At 42.5% G+C, this 16,425-nt stretch carries 20 protein-coding genes and 2 tRNA genes; all 22 read right to left on the bottom strand.

The annotated features are described in order from the left end of the window. Positions 1-19: 19 nt before the first annotated feature. Positions 20-1,072, bottom strand: a complete 1,053-nt coding sequence (locus IGJ12_RS12365; protein ID WP_005234402.1) for a GGDEF domain-containing protein — start codon at positions 1,070-1,072, stop codon at positions 20-22. 332 nt (positions 1,073-1,404) lie between these two features. Next, positions 1,405-2,514, bottom strand: coding sequence for a GGDEF domain-containing protein (locus tag IGJ12_RS12370; RefSeq protein ID WP_086297741.1), 1,110 nt, complete (start codon positions 2,512-2,514; stop codon positions 1,405-1,407). 4 nt (positions 2,515-2,518) lie between these two features. Beyond that, the gene (locus tag IGJ12_RS12375) at positions 2,519-3,226 is read right to left on the bottom strand and encodes an EAL domain-containing protein (RefSeq protein ID WP_005234399.1); all 708 of its coding nucleotides are present in this window, start codon (positions 3,224-3,226) and stop codon (positions 2,519-2,521) included. Positions 3,227-3,336: 110 nt separating this feature from the next. Further along, positions 3,337-3,519, bottom strand: a complete 183-nt coding sequence (locus IGJ12_RS12380; RefSeq protein ID WP_086297747.1) for a hypothetical protein — start codon at positions 3,517-3,519, stop codon at positions 3,337-3,339. 103 nt (positions 3,520-3,622) lie between these two features. Then, positions 3,623-3,694 (bottom strand) — tRNA-Gln (locus tag IGJ12_RS12385). Between the two features lie 4 nt (positions 3,695-3,698). Beyond that, positions 3,699-3,782: transfer RNA gene (locus IGJ12_RS12390), tRNA-Tyr, on the bottom strand. Between the two features lie 85 nt (positions 3,783-3,867). Then, complete coding sequence (locus tag IGJ12_RS12395) at positions 3,868-4,101, bottom strand: DUF2969 domain-containing protein (RefSeq protein ID WP_005228752.1); 234 nt, start codon at positions 4,099-4,101, stop codon at positions 3,868-3,870. A 122-nt stretch (positions 4,102-4,223) separates the two neighbouring features. Further along, a complete protein-coding gene (locus tag IGJ12_RS12400; protein ID WP_005234394.1) occupies positions 4,224-4,871 on the bottom strand; it encodes a CBS and ACT domain-containing protein in 648 nt (215 codons plus the stop codon). 3 nt (positions 4,872-4,874) lie between these two features. Continuing rightward, positions 4,875-5,576: an ABC transporter ATP-binding protein gene (locus IGJ12_RS12405; protein WP_005234392.1), complete on the bottom strand. Its 702-nt coding sequence runs from the start codon at positions 5,574-5,576 to the stop codon at positions 4,875-4,877. After that, positions 5,576-6,352 carry an ABC transporter ATP-binding protein gene (locus IGJ12_RS12410; RefSeq protein WP_008380898.1) on the bottom strand — a complete coding sequence of 259 codons (777 nt, stop codon included), beginning with the start codon at positions 6,350-6,352 and terminating at the stop codon, positions 5,576-5,578. Before IGJ12_RS12410 ends, IGJ12_RS12405 begins: the two co-directional genes overlap by 1 nt. Then, positions 6,333-7,310, bottom strand: coding sequence for a branched-chain amino acid ABC transporter permease (locus IGJ12_RS12415; RefSeq protein ID WP_005228744.1), 978 nt, complete (start codon positions 7,308-7,310; stop codon positions 6,333-6,335). Before IGJ12_RS12415 ends, IGJ12_RS12410 begins: the two co-directional genes overlap by 20 nt. Positions 7,311-7,319: 9 nt before the next feature. Further along, complete coding sequence (locus tag IGJ12_RS12420; protein WP_008380893.1) at positions 7,320-8,198, bottom strand: branched-chain amino acid ABC transporter permease; 879 nt, start codon at positions 8,196-8,198, stop codon at positions 7,320-7,322. Between the two features lie 108 nt (positions 8,199-8,306). Further along, positions 8,307-9,494 carry an ABC transporter substrate-binding protein gene (locus IGJ12_RS12425; protein ID WP_008380891.1) on the bottom strand — a complete coding sequence of 396 codons (1,188 nt, stop codon included), beginning with the start codon at positions 9,492-9,494 and terminating at the stop codon, positions 8,307-8,309. A 284-nt stretch (positions 9,495-9,778) separates the two neighbouring features. Next, complete coding sequence (locus IGJ12_RS12430; RefSeq protein WP_005234383.1) at positions 9,779-10,660, bottom strand: ROK family protein; 882 nt, start codon at positions 10,658-10,660, stop codon at positions 9,779-9,781. 126 nt (positions 10,661-10,786) lie between these two features. Continuing rightward, positions 10,787-11,245, bottom strand: a complete 459-nt coding sequence (locus tag IGJ12_RS12435) for a GNAT family N-acetyltransferase (RefSeq protein ID WP_016612593.1) — start codon at positions 11,243-11,245, stop codon at positions 10,787-10,789. A gap of 39 nt (positions 11,246-11,284) precedes the next feature. Continuing rightward, the gene (yidD, locus tag IGJ12_RS12440; RefSeq protein ID WP_008380886.1) at positions 11,285-11,560 is read right to left on the bottom strand and encodes a membrane protein insertion efficiency factor YidD; all 276 of its coding nucleotides are present in this window, start codon (positions 11,558-11,560) and stop codon (positions 11,285-11,287) included. A gap of 92 nt (positions 11,561-11,652) precedes the next feature. Beyond that, positions 11,653-11,829 (bottom strand): DNA-directed RNA polymerase subunit beta, encoded by a 177-nt coding sequence (locus IGJ12_RS12445; protein ID WP_005228723.1) that lies wholly within the window; start codon positions 11,827-11,829, stop codon positions 11,653-11,655. 20 nt (positions 11,830-11,849) lie between these two features. Beyond that, a complete protein-coding gene (gene murA, locus IGJ12_RS12450; RefSeq protein WP_008380882.1) occupies positions 11,850-13,142 on the bottom strand; it encodes a UDP-N-acetylglucosamine 1-carboxyvinyltransferase in 1,293 nt (430 codons plus the stop codon). A 90-nt stretch (positions 13,143-13,232) separates the two neighbouring features. Next, positions 13,233-13,466, bottom strand: a complete 234-nt coding sequence (locus IGJ12_RS12455; RefSeq protein ID WP_008380880.1) for a DUF1146 family protein — start codon at positions 13,464-13,466, stop codon at positions 13,233-13,235. 157 nt (positions 13,467-13,623) lie between these two features. Further along, on the bottom strand, positions 13,624-14,046 hold the full coding sequence (locus tag IGJ12_RS12460; protein WP_005228716.1) for a F0F1 ATP synthase subunit epsilon: 423 nt from the start codon (positions 14,044-14,046) through the stop codon (positions 13,624-13,626). A gap of 31 nt (positions 14,047-14,077) precedes the next feature. After that, positions 14,078-15,484 (bottom strand): F0F1 ATP synthase subunit beta, encoded by a 1,407-nt coding sequence (atpD, locus tag IGJ12_RS12465; protein WP_005234377.1) that lies wholly within the window; start codon positions 15,482-15,484, stop codon positions 14,078-14,080. Between the two features lie 26 nt (positions 15,485-15,510). Then, positions 15,511-16,413, bottom strand: a complete 903-nt coding sequence (locus tag IGJ12_RS12470) for a F0F1 ATP synthase subunit gamma (protein ID WP_005228710.1) — start codon at positions 16,411-16,413, stop codon at positions 15,511-15,513. Between the last annotated feature and the right edge of the window lie 12 nt (positions 16,414-16,425).

Below are 16,425 nucleotides of genomic sequence, written 5' to 3' on the forward strand. Positions count from 1 at the left end.
AGAAAAGAAGCCACCCCCATCAGTAAAGACAGAGTTGGTCGCGACCGCTGCGTTTGGCTCGATACAATGCTTGATCCGCACGTTCTTGCGTTTGTTGTAGCAACTCACCCCTTTGCCGTTGTGCGATCCCAATCGACAACGTGATGCTGACCGAATCACCGGCATCCAAGATGATTTCTTGGTAACGGATGCGCTTTTGAATTTTTTCAAGGAGATAAGCAGCAGCCTGTGCGTCTCCTTGGATCAAGATCGCAAACTCTTCCCCACCGATGCGATAGACCGGATTGCTCGCCGTACAGTAGGTCGAAAAAATACGAGCGATTTCTTGCAAAATCACATCCCCGGCACGGTGTCCGTAACGGTCATTGTAATTTTTGAAATGATCGATATCGATCAAAGCGATCGATAAGTCCACCTCGGTCGTATCTAGGCGTTGGCGGTCATCTTGAAATTTACGAAAGTTGTTCAACTGCGTAAGATCATCGATTTTGACCAATGCCAAAATGCGCTGCATATCATTGACTATCGAATAAAGGAAAAACGCCAACGTATAGGCGAGAATGCCATAAACTATATAAATTAGGGTCGTTTTTTGAATATCACCCGTCAAATAAAAACCAAAAAGAAAGGAGATAGCGATCAAGTAGGTTATTGATAGGAACAACTCTTGTTTGTCAGTAAATCGCCGTTTGGCCCAGGCATGCAGAAATGTCAGTGTCACCATCAAAAAAAACGTAAGATATAAGTTCAGCCAAGAAGATTTTGATACTTCAAACAAGAAACGCCCTAACGCTAGATTGACCATCGTCGGTACGGTCACCTTCCACCCCAGATATTTCATGGAAAAAGCGTAAAGCAAGAAGCGCAGGTCAAATCGCGTTTCGTATACGACATAAGAGAAATTCATCATCAGCATCCCCACCACGGTTTCACAAGCAATCGCCGCTGCGATCTGTTTCGCTTTGAACGTCCCTTGGCCAACGAATCCGTCACTGATTTTGAATAACAAATAAATATTGATGATAATTGCGCCTAAATTTGCGAGTGTATTGACAACCAGCGTATTTGCCATTTCCTGTGCTTCCTTTCTAAAAAAAAGAACCCTTACTTGCTGATTCGACGGGACAATTCCAGAAACATTTCATTGGAAAAGCGGACAAAGCATCAAGTAAGAATCACTATTAATTATTGACAGTTTTTATCACTCTTGATTTAGAATAATTTACCAGAAATTATACATAGTTTCAATCTTTTTGTTGATATGCGAAGATTCTCAAGATAAATAAAATAATCAAAATGTATATTTTGTAAATAAATAACATTATTTCTTTATTATTACTAACAATTTGTGCATAAAGATTTAATTCTTTGTGAATTTGTGCAAATCATTTTTTCATTATTTTTTTACGTCTCAGGTAAGGTGCACACCCGGTTTCGACCACTTTGTTTTGCGAGATAGAGTGCTTGATCGGCTCTTTCGACGGCTGCCAAGATATCCCCATGACAAACGGTGCTCGCTTCAACGCCGCAAGACAAAGACATCGTCCCTTTTTCAAAATTAGCGACAGGAAACATACTACTAGAAATGGTTTGACACAGTGTCGTCATCGCAGCTACGGTCTGTTCTTTGACATCCCCTTCGATCACGACACAGAACTCTTCGCCGCCATAACGATAAAAGGAAAAGGTCTCGGCAAAATGCGCCTCTAAAAAAGTGGCCGTCCGTGAGGCGAAAGTTCTCAATAGCTCATTTCCGGCGATATGACCATAACGGTCGTTGACCTTTTTGAAGTGATCGAGATCGATCATGGCGATCGTCACAGTCTTTTTCTGTGAAACGGCTTGAAGCAGATCGTGGTTATAGGTCCCATAGTTGAAGCAGCCGGTCAACGCATCGATCTTACTATTCGCTAACTCTGCCAGTACTTGGTATTCTTGCCCCTCAATCAATCGATGCAACCACATAAAACTTCCTAGCAGCACGAAAGAACCAACAAATACTGCCAACATCGCTTCCCAGTCATAGGTCGTCGTATGATGGACTAGCATCGAAAAACGCGGTGAGAGCAGGCAGGTCAAAAAATACATCATATAAAATTGCTGTTGCGGACGCAGCGACTTGATTTTTGATAAGAGAAAATCAAGGACAAAGACACCGACACCTAATAGCGGTAAATAAAAGGCTTTGCCAATGTCAGAAAAACCGACAAACAGTAAATAGAAAACGACCATACACGGCGTTATCAAAATCAAGATCTTGCCACGATCACCATAGAAAAAATGACTCGCAATAAAAGCAGTTGTGTATTGATAACAGATAAACCCAACTGAATTCATTGAGAAAGAAAGAATAAAATACAAATGCGTAAACGTCAGAATACCAATAATAAAATACTTAAATGGACGAGAAACCGATATTTTTTGCACACTTCGTACAAAAACATCTGCGGTCACCAGTAAACTGGCAATCATCAGCGGCAAACCAAACGCCAAAAGCACGCCTCGTTCTAACATTCCATCACAATCGCTCTCCTTTAGACCATAAATATCCTTGTTGCAAATGCACCCCCATCTCAAGCAACTGGACCATTTTTTCGCGGTTCTCGATCCCTTCAACGATCAGCTCAAGCTGATATTTTTGGGCAACCTTCAACCAACAAGCCAAAAAGCTGAAGCCAATCTCCTCATCAAGCTGAATAAACGGTAACAACGAAAATTTCAAACAATCAACGCTGGCAAGATTGGCAAAGACCAACGAGAGGGTATTTTGTCCGCAACCGATATCATCGACCGCGATCACATAACCATAAGCTTTAATTTTTGCAATGGCTACAGACAAATCAAATGACTCTTGCTGTATGCGTACGGGGTGTTCCGTCAATTCAATCTGCAACTGCGCCTTATAAACAGCCATCGTTTCAAAAAAGGACCACGTAGACTGCCACAGCAGCTGTTGTGGATGTATATTGACACTAAAGCGGGTTTCCGGCTTTTTTTTGCATAGACGCCGCAATTCCTTGGCATACCATCTCATCAATTGCTGATTGCCACTTTCAGTTTGAATCATTGTGCTGAATTCTTGCTGTGGAAATCGGTTGTTCTTCTCGCTACGTAGCAAGACTTCATAGCCATTCACCTCTTGCTGACTTAGCGATTTTACCTGCATGATTGGTTGACACAACAGATAAAGGCGGTCTGTGTTCTCCCAAGTCGTTTCATTTCCCATCTTCGTTAAGCCCCCATCTAGTAAAGTTATCACTTCCGAAAATCGGCAATATTCCTGTCATCGCTCGTTTCTCATGCTATAAAATGGTTCTCTCAAAGGAACTGATTTGCCTAAGTATACCAAACAGAACCAAAAATGCCCAAATATTTTAAATTCTCTGAAAGAAATTTCTGTGAAAGAATCGACTGTGATTTTCCGTTCCACTCCATGCCTGTTTCATAGAAATGCCCCAAAGCAACCATTGCTTTTTTCAATTTCGTAGAAACTAGCTTGTTGAAAGTGGCTTCTTCCATATCAGTCTCCTGTTTCTTTAAGTACTTATAAAAAACACGATTCTTTTTAAATAACAAAAAAACAGCAAGAGTGCTTGCTGTTTTTTTCTACGTATCTCTTTGACTGGGGTAGCTGGATTCGAACCAACGCATGACGGAGTCAAAGTCCGTTGCCTTACCGCTTGGCTATACCCCAATAATGGTGGAGGAGAGTGGATTCGAACCACTGAACCCTAAGGAACGGATTTACAGTCCGTCGCGTTTAGCCACTTCGCTACTCCTCCAAAAGGTTTTTCTCAAACCTGACAATAGTTATAATACCGAAAAAGATAACAAATTGCAAGAGCAAAAAGTAAATTTTTCTAGAAATTATTCATGTAAATTCCATTGACGAATAATCATCTCGATGGCAGCTTCTAAGCTTCTGCTCGAACCTAGATCTTCATCCCCTAAAAAGCTTTGAAATTCTTTTGGTCCAGTTGTTAAAATCTCACCAATGCGTTTTTTTCCGATGAATAATTCATTGACGGTATAGTCTTTGCCATGAATGGCTTTTGTTGTTTCTTCAATACGTACTTCGATATCTTTATTTTTCTTAGACATGGTTGCACCTCTTTCTTTACAGCACCTTCCTATTTTAACAGAAAAGCAACAAAAGAAAAAGAAAATCTCTTCTGGAAATAAAAAAAGTAGCCAATCTTTACGATCAGCTACTTTTTCTTAGATCACTTCTGGTTCGTCAAGACAGCACTCGTCACGGTATAGCCTGCATCGCTTAAAATTTTCTCGATTGCTGCGACTTGCCGTGATTCTACTTGGATCTCAACAACTGTTTTTAGTGCCATCCGATTTACCACAATCGTCAAAATACTCATCTGATGATCCGCAAGGAGTTTCGTCACGTCTGCTAAAACACCCACATGGTCATCCGTGATCTCAATGGACACTCGTGTTCCACCATCGTGGTACCCAGTGATTTTCAAAAAGGCATCGAAAATATCATTGTTGGTAATGATTCCCACTAAGGCATCATCATCCATGACTGGTAAAACCCCAACGTTTTCACTTCGCATCACCGAAATCGCATCCTCTAATAAAGCTTCCGGTTCAATCGTGGTCACTTTTTTCAACATGATATCAGCGACCGTCGTTTTATTTAAGAGATAGTTCATTTCATAAACGCTTAAGCTGGTCGCTTTTGAGGGAGTTGCTTCAGCGATCGTTCCTTCTGTGATCAACCCTACTAATTTGCCATCATCAACGACAGGTAGACGATGGATATCGTGCTGCTTCATCACATCTATTGCATCAAAGATCGGTGTTTGTGAATCGACGGTGATGACCGTCTTCGTCATAAAATCACTTACGCTCATTGTTTAACCTCCTAGATACGCTTTTCTAACTTCATCGCTTGCTAGTAATTCTTCTCCGGTACCTTCTAAAACGATTTTCCCGGTTTCTAATACATAGCCGCGATCGGCAATCGATAAAGCCATTTTCGCATTTTGTTCGATCAGCAGCACAGTCGTTCCTTGCTGCTTGATTTCTTGAATGATGGAAAAAATTTCTTTGATAAAAATTGGCGCCAAGCCCATCGATGGCTCATCCAGCAAAAGCAAGCGCGGTTTTGACATCAATGCCCGCCCCATTGCCAACATCTGCTGCTCACCGCCAGATAATGTCGACGCATCTTGCGAGAGGCGTTCTTTCAATACAGGAAACTTGCGATAAACTTGTTCATAGTCTTCTTTGACACCACTGTCTTTACGCAAGAAGGCGCCCATCTCTAAGTTTTCTTGAACCGTCAAACCGGAAAAGACGTGCCGCCCTTCTGGCACCTGCGACAAGCCGTTTGCGACGATTTTTTGCGGTGCTTCTTTCTCAATTTGCTTTCCTTCAAAAGTGACGGAGCCTTTTGAAGGACGGATCAATCCAGAAATCGTCCGTAAAATCGTGGTTTTTCCGGCACCATTGGCACCAATCAGCGAAACGATCTCTCCTTGATTGACGTGGAAGGAAACATCATGAACTGCTTGGATCATGCCGTAGTGAACACTTAAATTTTGAATTTCCAGCATCAGATTTCCCCTCCTAGATAGGCTTCGATTACCCGTGGATTGTTTTTGATCTCTTCTGGTTCACCGTGGGCGATGACTTGCCCGTATTCCAGTACATAGATCCGTTCGCACACTTCCATGACCAAACTCATATCATGCTCGATCAAGAGGATCGTCAATTGAAAATCTTTTTGGATCTTATAGATCAGCTTTGTCAGTTCTGTTGTTTCCTGAGGATTCATCCCCGCTGCCGGCTCGTCAAGAAACAAAATTTTTGGCTCTGTAGCCAATGCGCGTACGATCTCTAAACGGCGTTGCTCGCCATAAGGCAAATTTTTCGCTAACGTTTGGCTTTTGCCATCCATATCAAAGATCCGTAACAGCTCTAAGGCTTTTTTCTTCATGGATTCTTCGTTTTTGTAATACTTTGGCAAACGCAAGATGCTCGTCAGTAGTCCTTCTTTATGCTTACTGTTCATAGCGATCAAGACGTTATCCATTACGGTCAAGTTTTTAAACAAGCGAATATTTTGGAAGGTTCTTGAAAGGCCTAAATCCGCGATTTTATAAGGCTTCACGCCATTTAAACGTTTTGGCTTACCTTGGGTCTCAAAAAGCACTTCGCCTTCACTAGGCTCATAAACACCTGTCAGGAGGTTAAAGAGCGTTGTCTTGCCGGCACCGTTTGGTCCAATCAACCCGACCAGCTCATTGGTATCTAGATGGAGGTCTACATGAGAAACAGCAGCTAAACCACCGAAGTTTTTCGTTAAGCTTTTAACTTCTAATAGAGGCATCGTTGTCATCCCCCTTTTTTCTAAATTTGTCCAACAGTCCTTTTACGGAGAATTCCCAGGTCCCTAAAAGTCCGCTTGGTTTAAAGATCATGATGATGATCAAAGCCAATGCATAAATGATCATGCGCAAATCAGAGAAGCCTTGCAAGTACATGTTTAAGATTCCTAGCACTACTGCCGAAACAACCGCTCCTGTGGTACTCCCAAGCCCTCCAAAAACGACGATGATCAACACATCGATCGATTTCATAAAACCGTAATCTCGTGGGAAAACCGACTGCTGATAGCTGGCATAAAGGGTACCAGCAATGCTTGCCATCACTGCCCCCATCACAAACGCAATTACCTTGTATTTCGTTGTGTTGACCCCCATCGATTCTGCAGCGATCTCATCTTCCCGAATCGCTAAAGTCGCTCTGCCTGGTCCGCTATGGATAAAGTTTGAAACGACAAGAATCGATAGAACGGCAAAGAGAAAGACGATCTGCCAATTACTGAATTGGGGCAATCCGAAAATTCCAGCAGGACCATTGGTCAAGCCTCGTAGGTTCACCAACAAGATCCGAATGATCTCTGCCACACCTAGGGTAGCGATCGCTAGATAGTCGCCTTTTAAACGGAGGGTCGGAATCCCAACCACTAATGCGACTGCACCTGAAACCAGCATCCCCACCAGTAAACCAGTTAAAAAGCCGCCAAAGGTTGGATTGCTTGCCGACAGGATCGCGCCAGCATAAGCACCGATTGCCATAAACCCAGCATGTCCTAAGGAGAATTGCCCTGAAAAGCCGATGATTAGATTCAAACTGACTGCCAAGATGATATTGATTCCGATATTGACGATGATCGCATCAGAGAACAAATTAATCATTCCGCCATTGTAGGCTGCAAATAATCCAAAATAAAGAATAGCTGCCAGAGCGAGCCAGATTAAGTTGTAACGTAAATTCTTTTTCATTTCTGCCACCTACACTTTCTCTTTGATATTTTTGCCGAGGATCCCAGCTGGACGAACCAACAATATAATTATTAAAATGACATACACTAAAGCATCCTTGTAATCAGAAAAACCAAGCGCTGTCGCTGCTGTCTCCACTAAACCGATCACAAAGCCGCCTAAAGCTGCACCAGGAATGATCCCGATCCCGCCGAGAACCGCCGCAACAAAAGACTTCAGACCAGGAACGACCCCCATTGATGGATCAATGGAATTATAATACAAACCGATCAGCATCCCGCCAGCTGCAGCTAAAGCCGAGCCTAAGGCAAAGGTAAAGGAAATCGTTCGATTAACATTGATCCCCATCAAACGCGCTGCATCTGCATCAACACTTACTGCACGCATCGCTTTTCCCATACGGGTCTTTTTCACGATCAATTGCAAGAGAATCATTAAGGTAACCGAAACAGCCAAAATCAATAACTGGACATTACTTACTTGAACAAACCCGATGGAATAGGTTTTTCGTTCGATTGCTTGCGGAAACGGGCGCACATTGGCAGAAAAGAAAAAAATCATGACATTTTGCAAAAAATAAGAAACCCCGATTGCCGTAATCAATGCCGAAATTCGCGTGGAATTTCTCAAAGGACGATAGGCTAAAAATTCAATCGTTACCCCAAGTGCTGCACTGGCGATCATCGAAATGAATAACGCTGGGAAAAAGCCCAATTGCCATTGATTGATCAAAAAGTAACCGATAAAACTACCAATCATATAAACTTCTCCGTGGGCGAAGTTGATCAGCTTGATGATGCCATACACCATCGTATAACCCAACGCTAACAAGGCGTAGATACTGCCTAGAAACAAGCCGTTGATCAATTGTTGGATCATCATTTCCATATACTCACTTCCAATATCATTTATTATGGTTCTTCTCATTAGAGAAAAGAAACTGAGACAAACACATCAGGTCTGTCCCAGTTTTCACTGCCAAACAACTACAGGTTTTTAAGGTTCCACAGTGTCTGCTGAGGTTTCCTTCCCGTCAGTCAATCCTAAAACAACTGCTGATTTCTCAGGGTTATGATTTTCATCCATTGTGATTTCACCTGTCACGCCGACAAAGTCTTTCAGTTCAGACAAACCAGCTGCAATTGCCAATGAATCTGCTGAGTTTTGATCTTCGATTGCTTGTTTGATCATGTAAACTGCATCATAGGCTAACGCATTAAAAGCAGAAGGTTCTTTGCCATACTTTTCATTGAACGCTGCCACAAAGGGCTCAACTTTGTCGTTTGCTGGTGCTTTGGTAGAGAAGTGACCGGTATAGTAAACATTGCTGACATTTTCTGCACCAGCTGTTTGAACCATTTTTTCATCACCGAATCCATCGGCACCAATGATTGCTTGATCAATTCCTAATTCTCGCGCTTGCTTGATGATCAAACCAGCTTCTGTGTAGTAGCCTGGAATGAACAAGACATCGAAGTCGACATCTTTGATTCTTGTAAGAACTGCTTGGAAATCTTTGTCGCCTTCAGTAAAGTTATCTTCTAAGACAATTTCGCCTGGGTAACTTTCTTTAAATGCTTCCGTCAATCCAATTGCGTAATCACTTGAGTTGTCTCCCAAGATCACGGCTTTTGATGCATCCAAATTTTCAGCCGCATATTTCGCTAAGATCGTTCCTTGGAAGCTATCTTGGAAACAAGAACGGAAGGCAAATTCTTGCACTTTCCCACTAGTATAAGTAATCGCATCGTCAGTACCTGAAGGTGTAACCATTGGTACTTGTGCTCTGGTCACGTTAGGCAAAGCCGCTTTCGTAGCACCAGAAGTTGCTGGACCAATGATGGCTACAACTTTATCATTTGTAGCTAAGTTGGCTGCTACCGTTGCAGCTTCATTGTTATCTGATTTGTTATCTTTCGAAATAATTTCAATTTGTTTTCCAAGAATACCGCCGGCAGCATTGATTTCTTCTACTGCTAAGTCGATTCCTTCTTTTTCAGCCGTCCCATAAGCAGCTACGGCTCCTGACAACTCTAAGTTGGTTCCGATCTTGATGGTATCTCCCTCTTGTTTATTGCCACCTTCAGCAGCCCCGCTGCCATCCGTTGATCCACCTGTTGGTCCAGCGCTACATGCTGTCAACAAAAACAAACTCGCAAACAAAAACGCAAATTTCTTTTTCATAATTTTCCTCTCCTTCACTTCCCCTGAATATGTTATCCAATATACTGAAAAATCTGGAAAATGTCAACGAATTATCAGAATATTTCACCTATTCAGAATTTATTTTTTTTACTAGGAAAAAATAGTGTTTTTAAAACACTGTTCCATCAATAATGGAATCGCTTTTCATTTTTTTGAACAAAAAGAAAAGCAAGCAAAGTTTTTTTTCCTTTGCTTACTTTTTGATCGTTTCGAATTGCTTCATTTTTTGTCAAAAGGACGTTTGAAAACATTACATCAAGATGTTAGCGGCTATTTCGTGGATACAATGCTTGAAAATTGGCTGCCGCCCCAACTAGATTGGCATCGTTGCGATAGTCACATAGCTTGATCAGTGGGACAAAATCATTTAAAGCTTGATCTGCCAACATTTTTTTCAACCGTTGATTCACTTCTTCTAACAAGCCATTTTTGGCACTGACACCGCCACCGATAATGATCACTTCAGGATCAAAAGCAAATTGAATACTGAATAGTCCTTGCGCTAAATAGCGGTAAAATTTATTGACTTCCTCGATCGCAATGGCATCCCCATCTTCTGCACGTTGAAAGACCTCTTCGCCGGTAATTGTGGTTCGATCTACACCAATTCGATCACAATAACGCCAAGCCATCTGAACCGCTGTCCCTAGTTGCGAAAATGTTTTGCCTTGATCCAAAATCATCAACCCAAATTCACCGCCGTATAAATGTGCCCCACGGACTAGCTCACCATTTTGAAACAGGGTACCGCCAACGCCTGTTCCGATCACAACGAAAGCTGCTTGCTGATACTCTTTGCCCGCTCCTTGATAGAATTCAGCCATCCCAGCGCAATTGGCATCATTTTCGATGGTTACTGGTACCCCAAACACTCCTTCGAGTTCAGAGTAGATGTCAAACCCATGGATATAAGGAATCGCACTGATACCGTCGATTCGACGTTCTTGGGCATTGACTGCACCTGGAGCACTGATCCCGACCCCTTCGATCTCTTCGTTTACGCTTGCTCTTACTTGCTGCAACTGGGCTTTCATTTCTTGCCACGTGCTTGGTGTAGTAAATTTGCCTTTACTCACCAAAGAATCCTGTGCCCAGACGCCATATTTTACTGCTGAACCACCCATATCAAAGACTAAAATCGCCATTTTTTTCCCTCAATCCTTTATTATTCTGATACTATCTATTTTACCGTAAGTCCCTGCTTGAAGAAAGCGATTTCCGAGAACAATAAAAAAAACAGCCTAAAATCGCCATAGACTGTCTCTATGGGATTAGAGCTGCTTTTCCAAAATAACTTGATCGATCAACTGCTGCCCATTTTCGAAAATCGGTTCAGCATAGTGAGTGGTGAAATAATTATCCATCCGGTCTTTTTCAACATAGCCTTGCGTTTGGTACAAAGTCAGGGCTGCAGAGGGCAGACTACCAGTTTTGATCACTACAATCGGCCGTTTTGCCCCAAGGTGTTGACTGAGGATTGCTTCTTCGGCAGCTTGCAGCAATTGACGACCAATGCCCATTCCTTGCTTTTCTGGAGAAACGGCCACATTCATAATCTCCCAATTGTTGCCTTGATTTTGATAAACTAGCACACCAATCATTTCTCCAGCTTCTTCATAAACAAGTGTTTGGCTATTATATAGATAGCTTTCTACGACTGCTTTTTCAGGATCTGCATCCAGCAGCAACGCCCAAGGATACGCTTCATTAGAGTCGATTGGACGAATCATGGCTTTTGGGCTCCTTTTTTACATTTTTGTTGATTCCTTTTAACTTTTCCGATAACGGTACGTTGGTTTGACTTTGTCTTGCGTATTTCGTTTTAAAGTAAACGTCTGGGGTACGTAATCTATACCGCCTTTTACAAAGGGATGGCAGCGTAAGATACGAGCTACCCCCATCAAACCTCCTTTGGCTGCGCCATGGACTTGGATCGCTTGGATCATGTATCCTGAGCAAGTCGGATAATAACGACAGCTAGGAGGAAATAATGGGGAAATAAAACGTTGATAGAAACGAACAAAGCCAATCAAAAGTTTACTCATTTCTTGCCAACCTTTCTTTTTATGATCACGATTCAGTGAAGATAGATAGAAAAAACTAGGACTCAGCACGAGGCATAAGTCCTAGTTTGGGGTTACTTCATAAACTCAAAGATATGATTCCAAAGACTTGGAGAGAAGACTTTAAAAGGACTACCGTCGCCAATCACCCCATAGCCAATCATCGTTCCGGCTAAGAACAATAAAATAGCTAATAATATGACGATTAGAATTTTTATCAAGCTAGTTAGAATGTAACGGTTCAACTTCACTTTATTCTCTCCTACTCCTACTATGCGTTTACTGGTACGGTTTCTTCAACTGCTTCAGAAACTCGTTCCACAGAAGCACCTAATTGCTGCAATTTTTCATGGAATTTGTAATAGCCACGATCCAAATATTTTAGATTGCGGACACGTGTCCGACCAGTTGAACGTAGCCCTAATAAAATTAACGCTGCTGCTGCACGTAAATCCGTTGCATAGACCAGCGCACCTTGCAATTCATGGCCGCCTTCGATCACTGCTACGTTGCCGTCGATTTTGACATGAGCATTCATCCGACGCATTTCTTCTAAATGCTGGAAACGGTTCTCAAATACCGTTTCATTCACAACACTTGTTCCAGCTGCTAAAAGTTGAATAGCAGACATTTGCGCTTGCATGTCCGTAGGAAAACCTGGATGAGGCATTGTTTTCACATCTGTTGCCTTCAATTGTTCAGGTCCAACGACACGAATCCCTTCAGCTACTTCAGTCACTTCTGCGCCCATTTCGATCAATTTTGAGATCAATGGACGATTGTGTTCTGAGATCGCATCTTTAATAATGACGTCTCCTTGGGTCATCGCTGCTGCAACCATAAAGGTTCCTGCTTCGATACGGTCTTGGACGATCGAATGTTCCACCGCATGAAGGTGATCGACCCCTTCGATACGCATCGTTTCGGTTCCTGCACCAAAGACTTTGGCACCCATTTTGTTTAAAATGTTTGCTAAATCGACGATTTCAGGTTCACGAGCGACGTTTTCAATGATGGTGATACCTTTAGCTTTTACCGCAGCCATCATGATATTTTGCGTTGCGCCGACACTTGGGAAATCCAAGTAAATGCTATTGCCTTTTAACTCATCGGCGATCGCTTCTATGTATCCATCTTTTTGGATGATTTGCGCGCCTAGTGCTTGAAATCCCTTCAAATGCAAATCAATTGGTCGTTTGCCGATTGCACAGCCGCCAGGCATTGCCACTTTGGCATGACCATTACGGGCTAACAAAGGCCCCATGACTACGATTGAAGCGCGCATTTGGCTTACATACTCATAAGGTGCTTCGATCGCTAACTCTTGTGATGCATCGATCGTCATCGTATTGTTTTCTTCTTCAAAATCGATTGCGACATTTAAATGCCGAATCACTTCTTTCATTGTTAATACATCGGAAAGGATCGGTACATTTGTTAATGTCGTTGTTCCTTCTTCCGCTAATAAGCTTGCCGCTAAGATAGGTAGAACAGCATTTTTTGCCCCTTCGATCTTCACTGTTCCAGTTAATCGATTACCACCTTGAACGATCATCTCTTCCATTTATGTTCCCTCCAAATAATGCAGTGACTCACACAAATCTTGCCAATTATAGCATAATATTCGGTGTTTTTGCATATATTAATGAAATTCTTAAAAACCTGTTAAAAATAAATTACGACATAACGCAATCAACTCAAGGAAAAAAGTACTGGCGGTGTAGCCTAATGCAATCGCAAGAAACACCATGACCATTCGTATCTGAGTCGTTCGTAAGGCTTTAAAAAAAGCATCGATCCGCACAGATTGCAATGCCCAAAATGCTAAATAGATGAACGCTAAATGACTCACGATTCGAATGATTGCATCAATTCCATACACTTGCATACTTCCTGCTCCTTTTTCATAATTGAACATTCCTATCATACCACAAAGATGTCAAGATAAAAAATAATCTTTCTTGAAACCTTCATGAAAAGACTTTAAAAAGTTTTTAAAACGTTTTCTCGAATAAAAAAAACAAAGGCAAGATGCCCTTGTTTTTTTAGGAATGTTTTGACACGTTGATTCGATTAATGGCGCGGTGCAAAGCAACCGTTGCGCGACGAAGCTGGTCGATATCTTCGACTTGTTTGGCCTCTTCGATTTGACGTTCTGCACGTTGTTTTGCTCTTTCTGCCCGTGAAACGTCGATATCACGATCACGTTCCGCACTATCGGCTACGATGGAGACAACATTGTCCCGCACTTCAAGGATACCGCCATTAACGGCGACCCAGTCGACGTGAGTATCTGAATCGATCCGTTTGACCCGGACTTCATCAATCGTCAAAGGAACGATGATTGGGGCATGATGCGGCAAAATACCGATCTCACCATCTGTCGTACGTGCAACCACGATTTTCGCGTGATGATCGTAAACCAAACCAGCAGGTGTCACCACATTGACTGTTAAAAATTGATCCATGAGGTTCCCCTCTTTCTTCAAGGCTGGTTAATTAATAGCCAATTTTTTTCGCTTTTTCAATGACGTCTTCAATTCGTCCTACACTACGGAAGGCTTCTTCTGGAAGATCATCATATTTTCCTTCAAGAATCTCAGCAAAGCCTTTGATCGTTTCTTCAACTGGTACATAAGAACCAGGTTGTCCAGTAAACTGTTCCGCTACGTGGAAGTTTTGCGACAAGAAGAATTGGATCCGACGCGCACGAGCCACTAACGTTTTTTCTTCATCAGACAACTCATCCATCCCTAAGATAGCGATGATGTCTTGTAGTTCGCGATAACGTTGCAACGCATGCTGTACTTCAGTCGCTACTTCATAGTGTTTTTCACCAACGATTTCAGGTGCTAACGCACTAGAAGAAGAAGCTAGCGGATCAACAGCTGGATAGATCCCTTGTTCAGTCAATTTACGTTCCAAGTTGGTTGTTGCATCCAAATGGGCAAAAGCAGTCGCTGGTGCCGGGTCCGTGTAGTCATCGGCAGGAACATAGATTGCTTGAATAGAAGTAACCGATCCTTTTTTTGTTGAAGTGATCCGTTCTTGCAATTGTCCCATTTCGGTTGCTAGTGTCGGTTGATATCCAACGGCAGAAGGCATCCGACCTAGTAAGGCAGATACTTCAGAACCAGCTTGAGTAAATCGGAAGATATTATCGATAAACAAGAGCACGTCTTGTCCTTCTACATCGCGGAAGTACTCCGCTAAGGTCAACCCAGTCAAGGCAACCCGCATCCGGGCACCTGGTGGTTCGTTCATTTGTCCAAACACCATGGCTGTTTTTTCGATAACGCCAGATTCTTTCATTTCATTATAAAGGTCGTTTCCTTCACGTGTCCGTTCACCAACACCTGTGAAGACAGAGATCCCCCCATGCTCTTGGGCAATGTTGTGGATCAGTTCTTGGATCAAGACAGTTTTACCAACACCGGCACCACCGAAAAGACCAACTTTCCCCCCTTTTAAATAAGGGGCTAATAAGTCGATAACTTTGATCCCAGTCTCAAGGATCTCAGTACTTGTTGACAATTCATCAAAGTCAGGAGCTTTTTTGTGGATCCCACTGCGGGGTGCTTCTTCAGGAAACGGTGCTTCTAAATCGATGGTGTCCCCTAAGACATTAAACACCCGTCCTAAGGTTTCTGTCCCAACTGGAACAGAAATGGAGGCGCCTGTATCGATTACTTCCATTCCTCGTTGTAAGCCATCTGTTGATTCCATGGCAATCGTACGGATAACGCCGTCGCCAAGTTCTAAGGCAGCTTCTAACACAACTTTTGTTTTCTGCTCATCTTTTTTGTAAACAATCAACGCATTGTTGATATCTGGTAATGATTGGTCTAGAGAGAATTCCACGTCAACAACGGGACCAATGACTTGAACAATCTTGCCTGAACTCATTCGTATTCCTCCATTCGTTCTTGAAACTATTCTAACGCGGATGCCCCCGCCACAATTTCAGTAATTTCTTGGGTGATCGCTCCTTGGCGCGCTCGGTTATAAGAGATCGTCAAGTCCCCAATAATATTTTTGGCATTATCTGTTGCTGTTTTCATCGCTGTCATTCCGGCAGCATGCTCGGCTGTTTTTGCGTCAACAATCGCACCATAAATCAAGCTTTCAGCGTATTGAGGCAGTAATTGATTCAAAATTGCTTCTCTGGAAGGTTCAAACAAGTATTCTTGTTCATAACTTTCGGCTTCTTCAGGATCTAGATCGGAAATCGGCAACATTTTCTCCACACGAAATTGGCTAGTCAATGAGTTGATGTGATGGTTATAACACACATATAATTCATCGAAGACTTCGTTTTGGTACATCGTTGTCGCCAATGTTACGATTTTACGCACCTCGTCAAAGCTTGGTTGATCCGAAAGGTTTCTTAGCTCGTACGCCAAATTGATGCCCCGTGCTTTGAAAAAGTCAGCGCCAGTTGCACCAATGGCAATCATGACATACTCTTCTTCTTTTGCATGGTCTTCATCCAGCATGGTCATCATTTGCTTCAAGATGGAACTATTGTAGCCGCCTACTAGACCGCCATCAGAAGTGATGACGATGTAGCCTGTGCGTTTGACCGGACGACTAACCAACATACTGTTATAGTTCACACCATCTTTAGGACCAGAACCTGCAAGATCGGAAAGCTGCTGCGCAGTTAAATGCGTAACGATTTCACGTACTTTGTTGGCATACACTTGAAACTGTTTCGAATGAGCTTCAGATTTTGTTAATTTTGCAGCTGAAACCATTTGCATGGCCTTTGTGATTTGGCTGGTTTTTTTTGTTGAGGCAATTCGTTGCTTAATTTCATTTAATGAAGCAGCCATTTTCTCTCACCT

This window comes from Enterococcus sp. DIV0802b, assembly GCF_050543535.1.
In the GTDB taxonomy this organism is placed as follows: domain Bacteria; phylum Bacillota; class Bacilli; order Lactobacillales; family Enterococcaceae; genus Enterococcus_D; species Enterococcus_D entomosocium.

Coding starts and splice junctions, on each gene's coding strand:
- IGJ12_RS12365 (WP_005234402.1), bottom strand. CDS start 1,072: ATGGCAAATACGCTGGTTGTCAATACACTCGCAAATTTAGGCGCAATT.
- IGJ12_RS12370 (WP_086297741.1), bottom strand. CDS start 2,514: ATGTTAGAACGAGGCGTGCTTTTGGCGTTTGGTTTGCCGCTGATGATT.
- IGJ12_RS12375 (WP_005234399.1), bottom strand. CDS start 3,226: ATGGGAAATGAAACGACTTGGGAGAACACAGACCGCCTTTATCTGTTG.
- IGJ12_RS12380 (WP_086297747.1), bottom strand. CDS start 3,519: ATGGAAGAAGCCACTTTCAACAAGCTAGTTTCTACGAAATTGAAAAAA.
- IGJ12_RS12395 (WP_005228752.1), bottom strand. CDS start 4,101: ATGTCTAAGAAAAATAAAGATATCGAAGTACGTATTGAAGAAACAACA.
- IGJ12_RS12400 (WP_005234394.1), bottom strand. CDS start 4,871: ATGAGCGTAAGTGATTTTATGACGAAGACGGTCATCACCGTCGATTCA.
- IGJ12_RS12405 (WP_005234392.1), bottom strand. CDS start 5,576: ATGCTGGAAATTCAAAATTTAAGTGTTCACTACGGCATGATCCAAGCA.
- IGJ12_RS12410 (WP_008380898.1), bottom strand. CDS start 6,352: ATGCCTCTATTAGAAGTTAAAAGCTTAACGAAAAACTTCGGTGGTTTA.
- IGJ12_RS12415 (WP_005228744.1), bottom strand. CDS start 7,310: ATGAAAAAGAATTTACGTTACAACTTAATCTGGCTCGCTCTGGCAGCT.
- IGJ12_RS12420 (WP_008380893.1), bottom strand. CDS start 8,198: ATGGAAATGATGATCCAACAATTGATCAACGGCTTGTTTCTAGGCAGT.
- IGJ12_RS12425 (WP_008380891.1), bottom strand. CDS start 9,494: ATGAAAAAGAAATTTGCGTTTTTGTTTGCGAGTTTGTTTTTGTTGACA.
- IGJ12_RS12430 (WP_005234383.1), bottom strand. CDS start 10,660: ATGGCGATTTTAGTCTTTGATATGGGTGGTTCAGCAGTAAAATATGGC.
- IGJ12_RS12435 (WP_016612593.1), bottom strand. CDS start 11,245: ATGATTCGTCCAATCGACTCTAATGAAGCGTATCCTTGGGCGTTGCTG.
- yidD (WP_008380886.1), bottom strand. CDS start 11,560: ATGAGTAAACTTTTGATTGGCTTTGTTCGTTTCTATCAACGTTTTATT.
- murA (WP_008380882.1), bottom strand. CDS start 13,142: ATGGAAGAGATGATCGTTCAAGGTGGTAATCGATTAACTGGAACAGTG.
- IGJ12_RS12455 (WP_008380880.1), bottom strand. CDS start 13,466: ATGCAAGTGTATGGAATTGATGCAATCATTCGAATCGTGAGTCATTTA.
- IGJ12_RS12460 (WP_005228716.1), bottom strand. CDS start 14,046: ATGGATCAATTTTTAACAGTCAATGTGGTGACACCTGCTGGTTTGGTT.
- atpD (WP_005234377.1), bottom strand. CDS start 15,484: ATGAGTTCAGGCAAGATTGTTCAAGTCATTGGTCCCGTTGTTGACGTG.
- IGJ12_RS12470 (WP_005228710.1), bottom strand. CDS start 16,413: ATGGCTGCTTCATTAAATGAAATTAAGCAACGAATTGCCTCAACAAAA.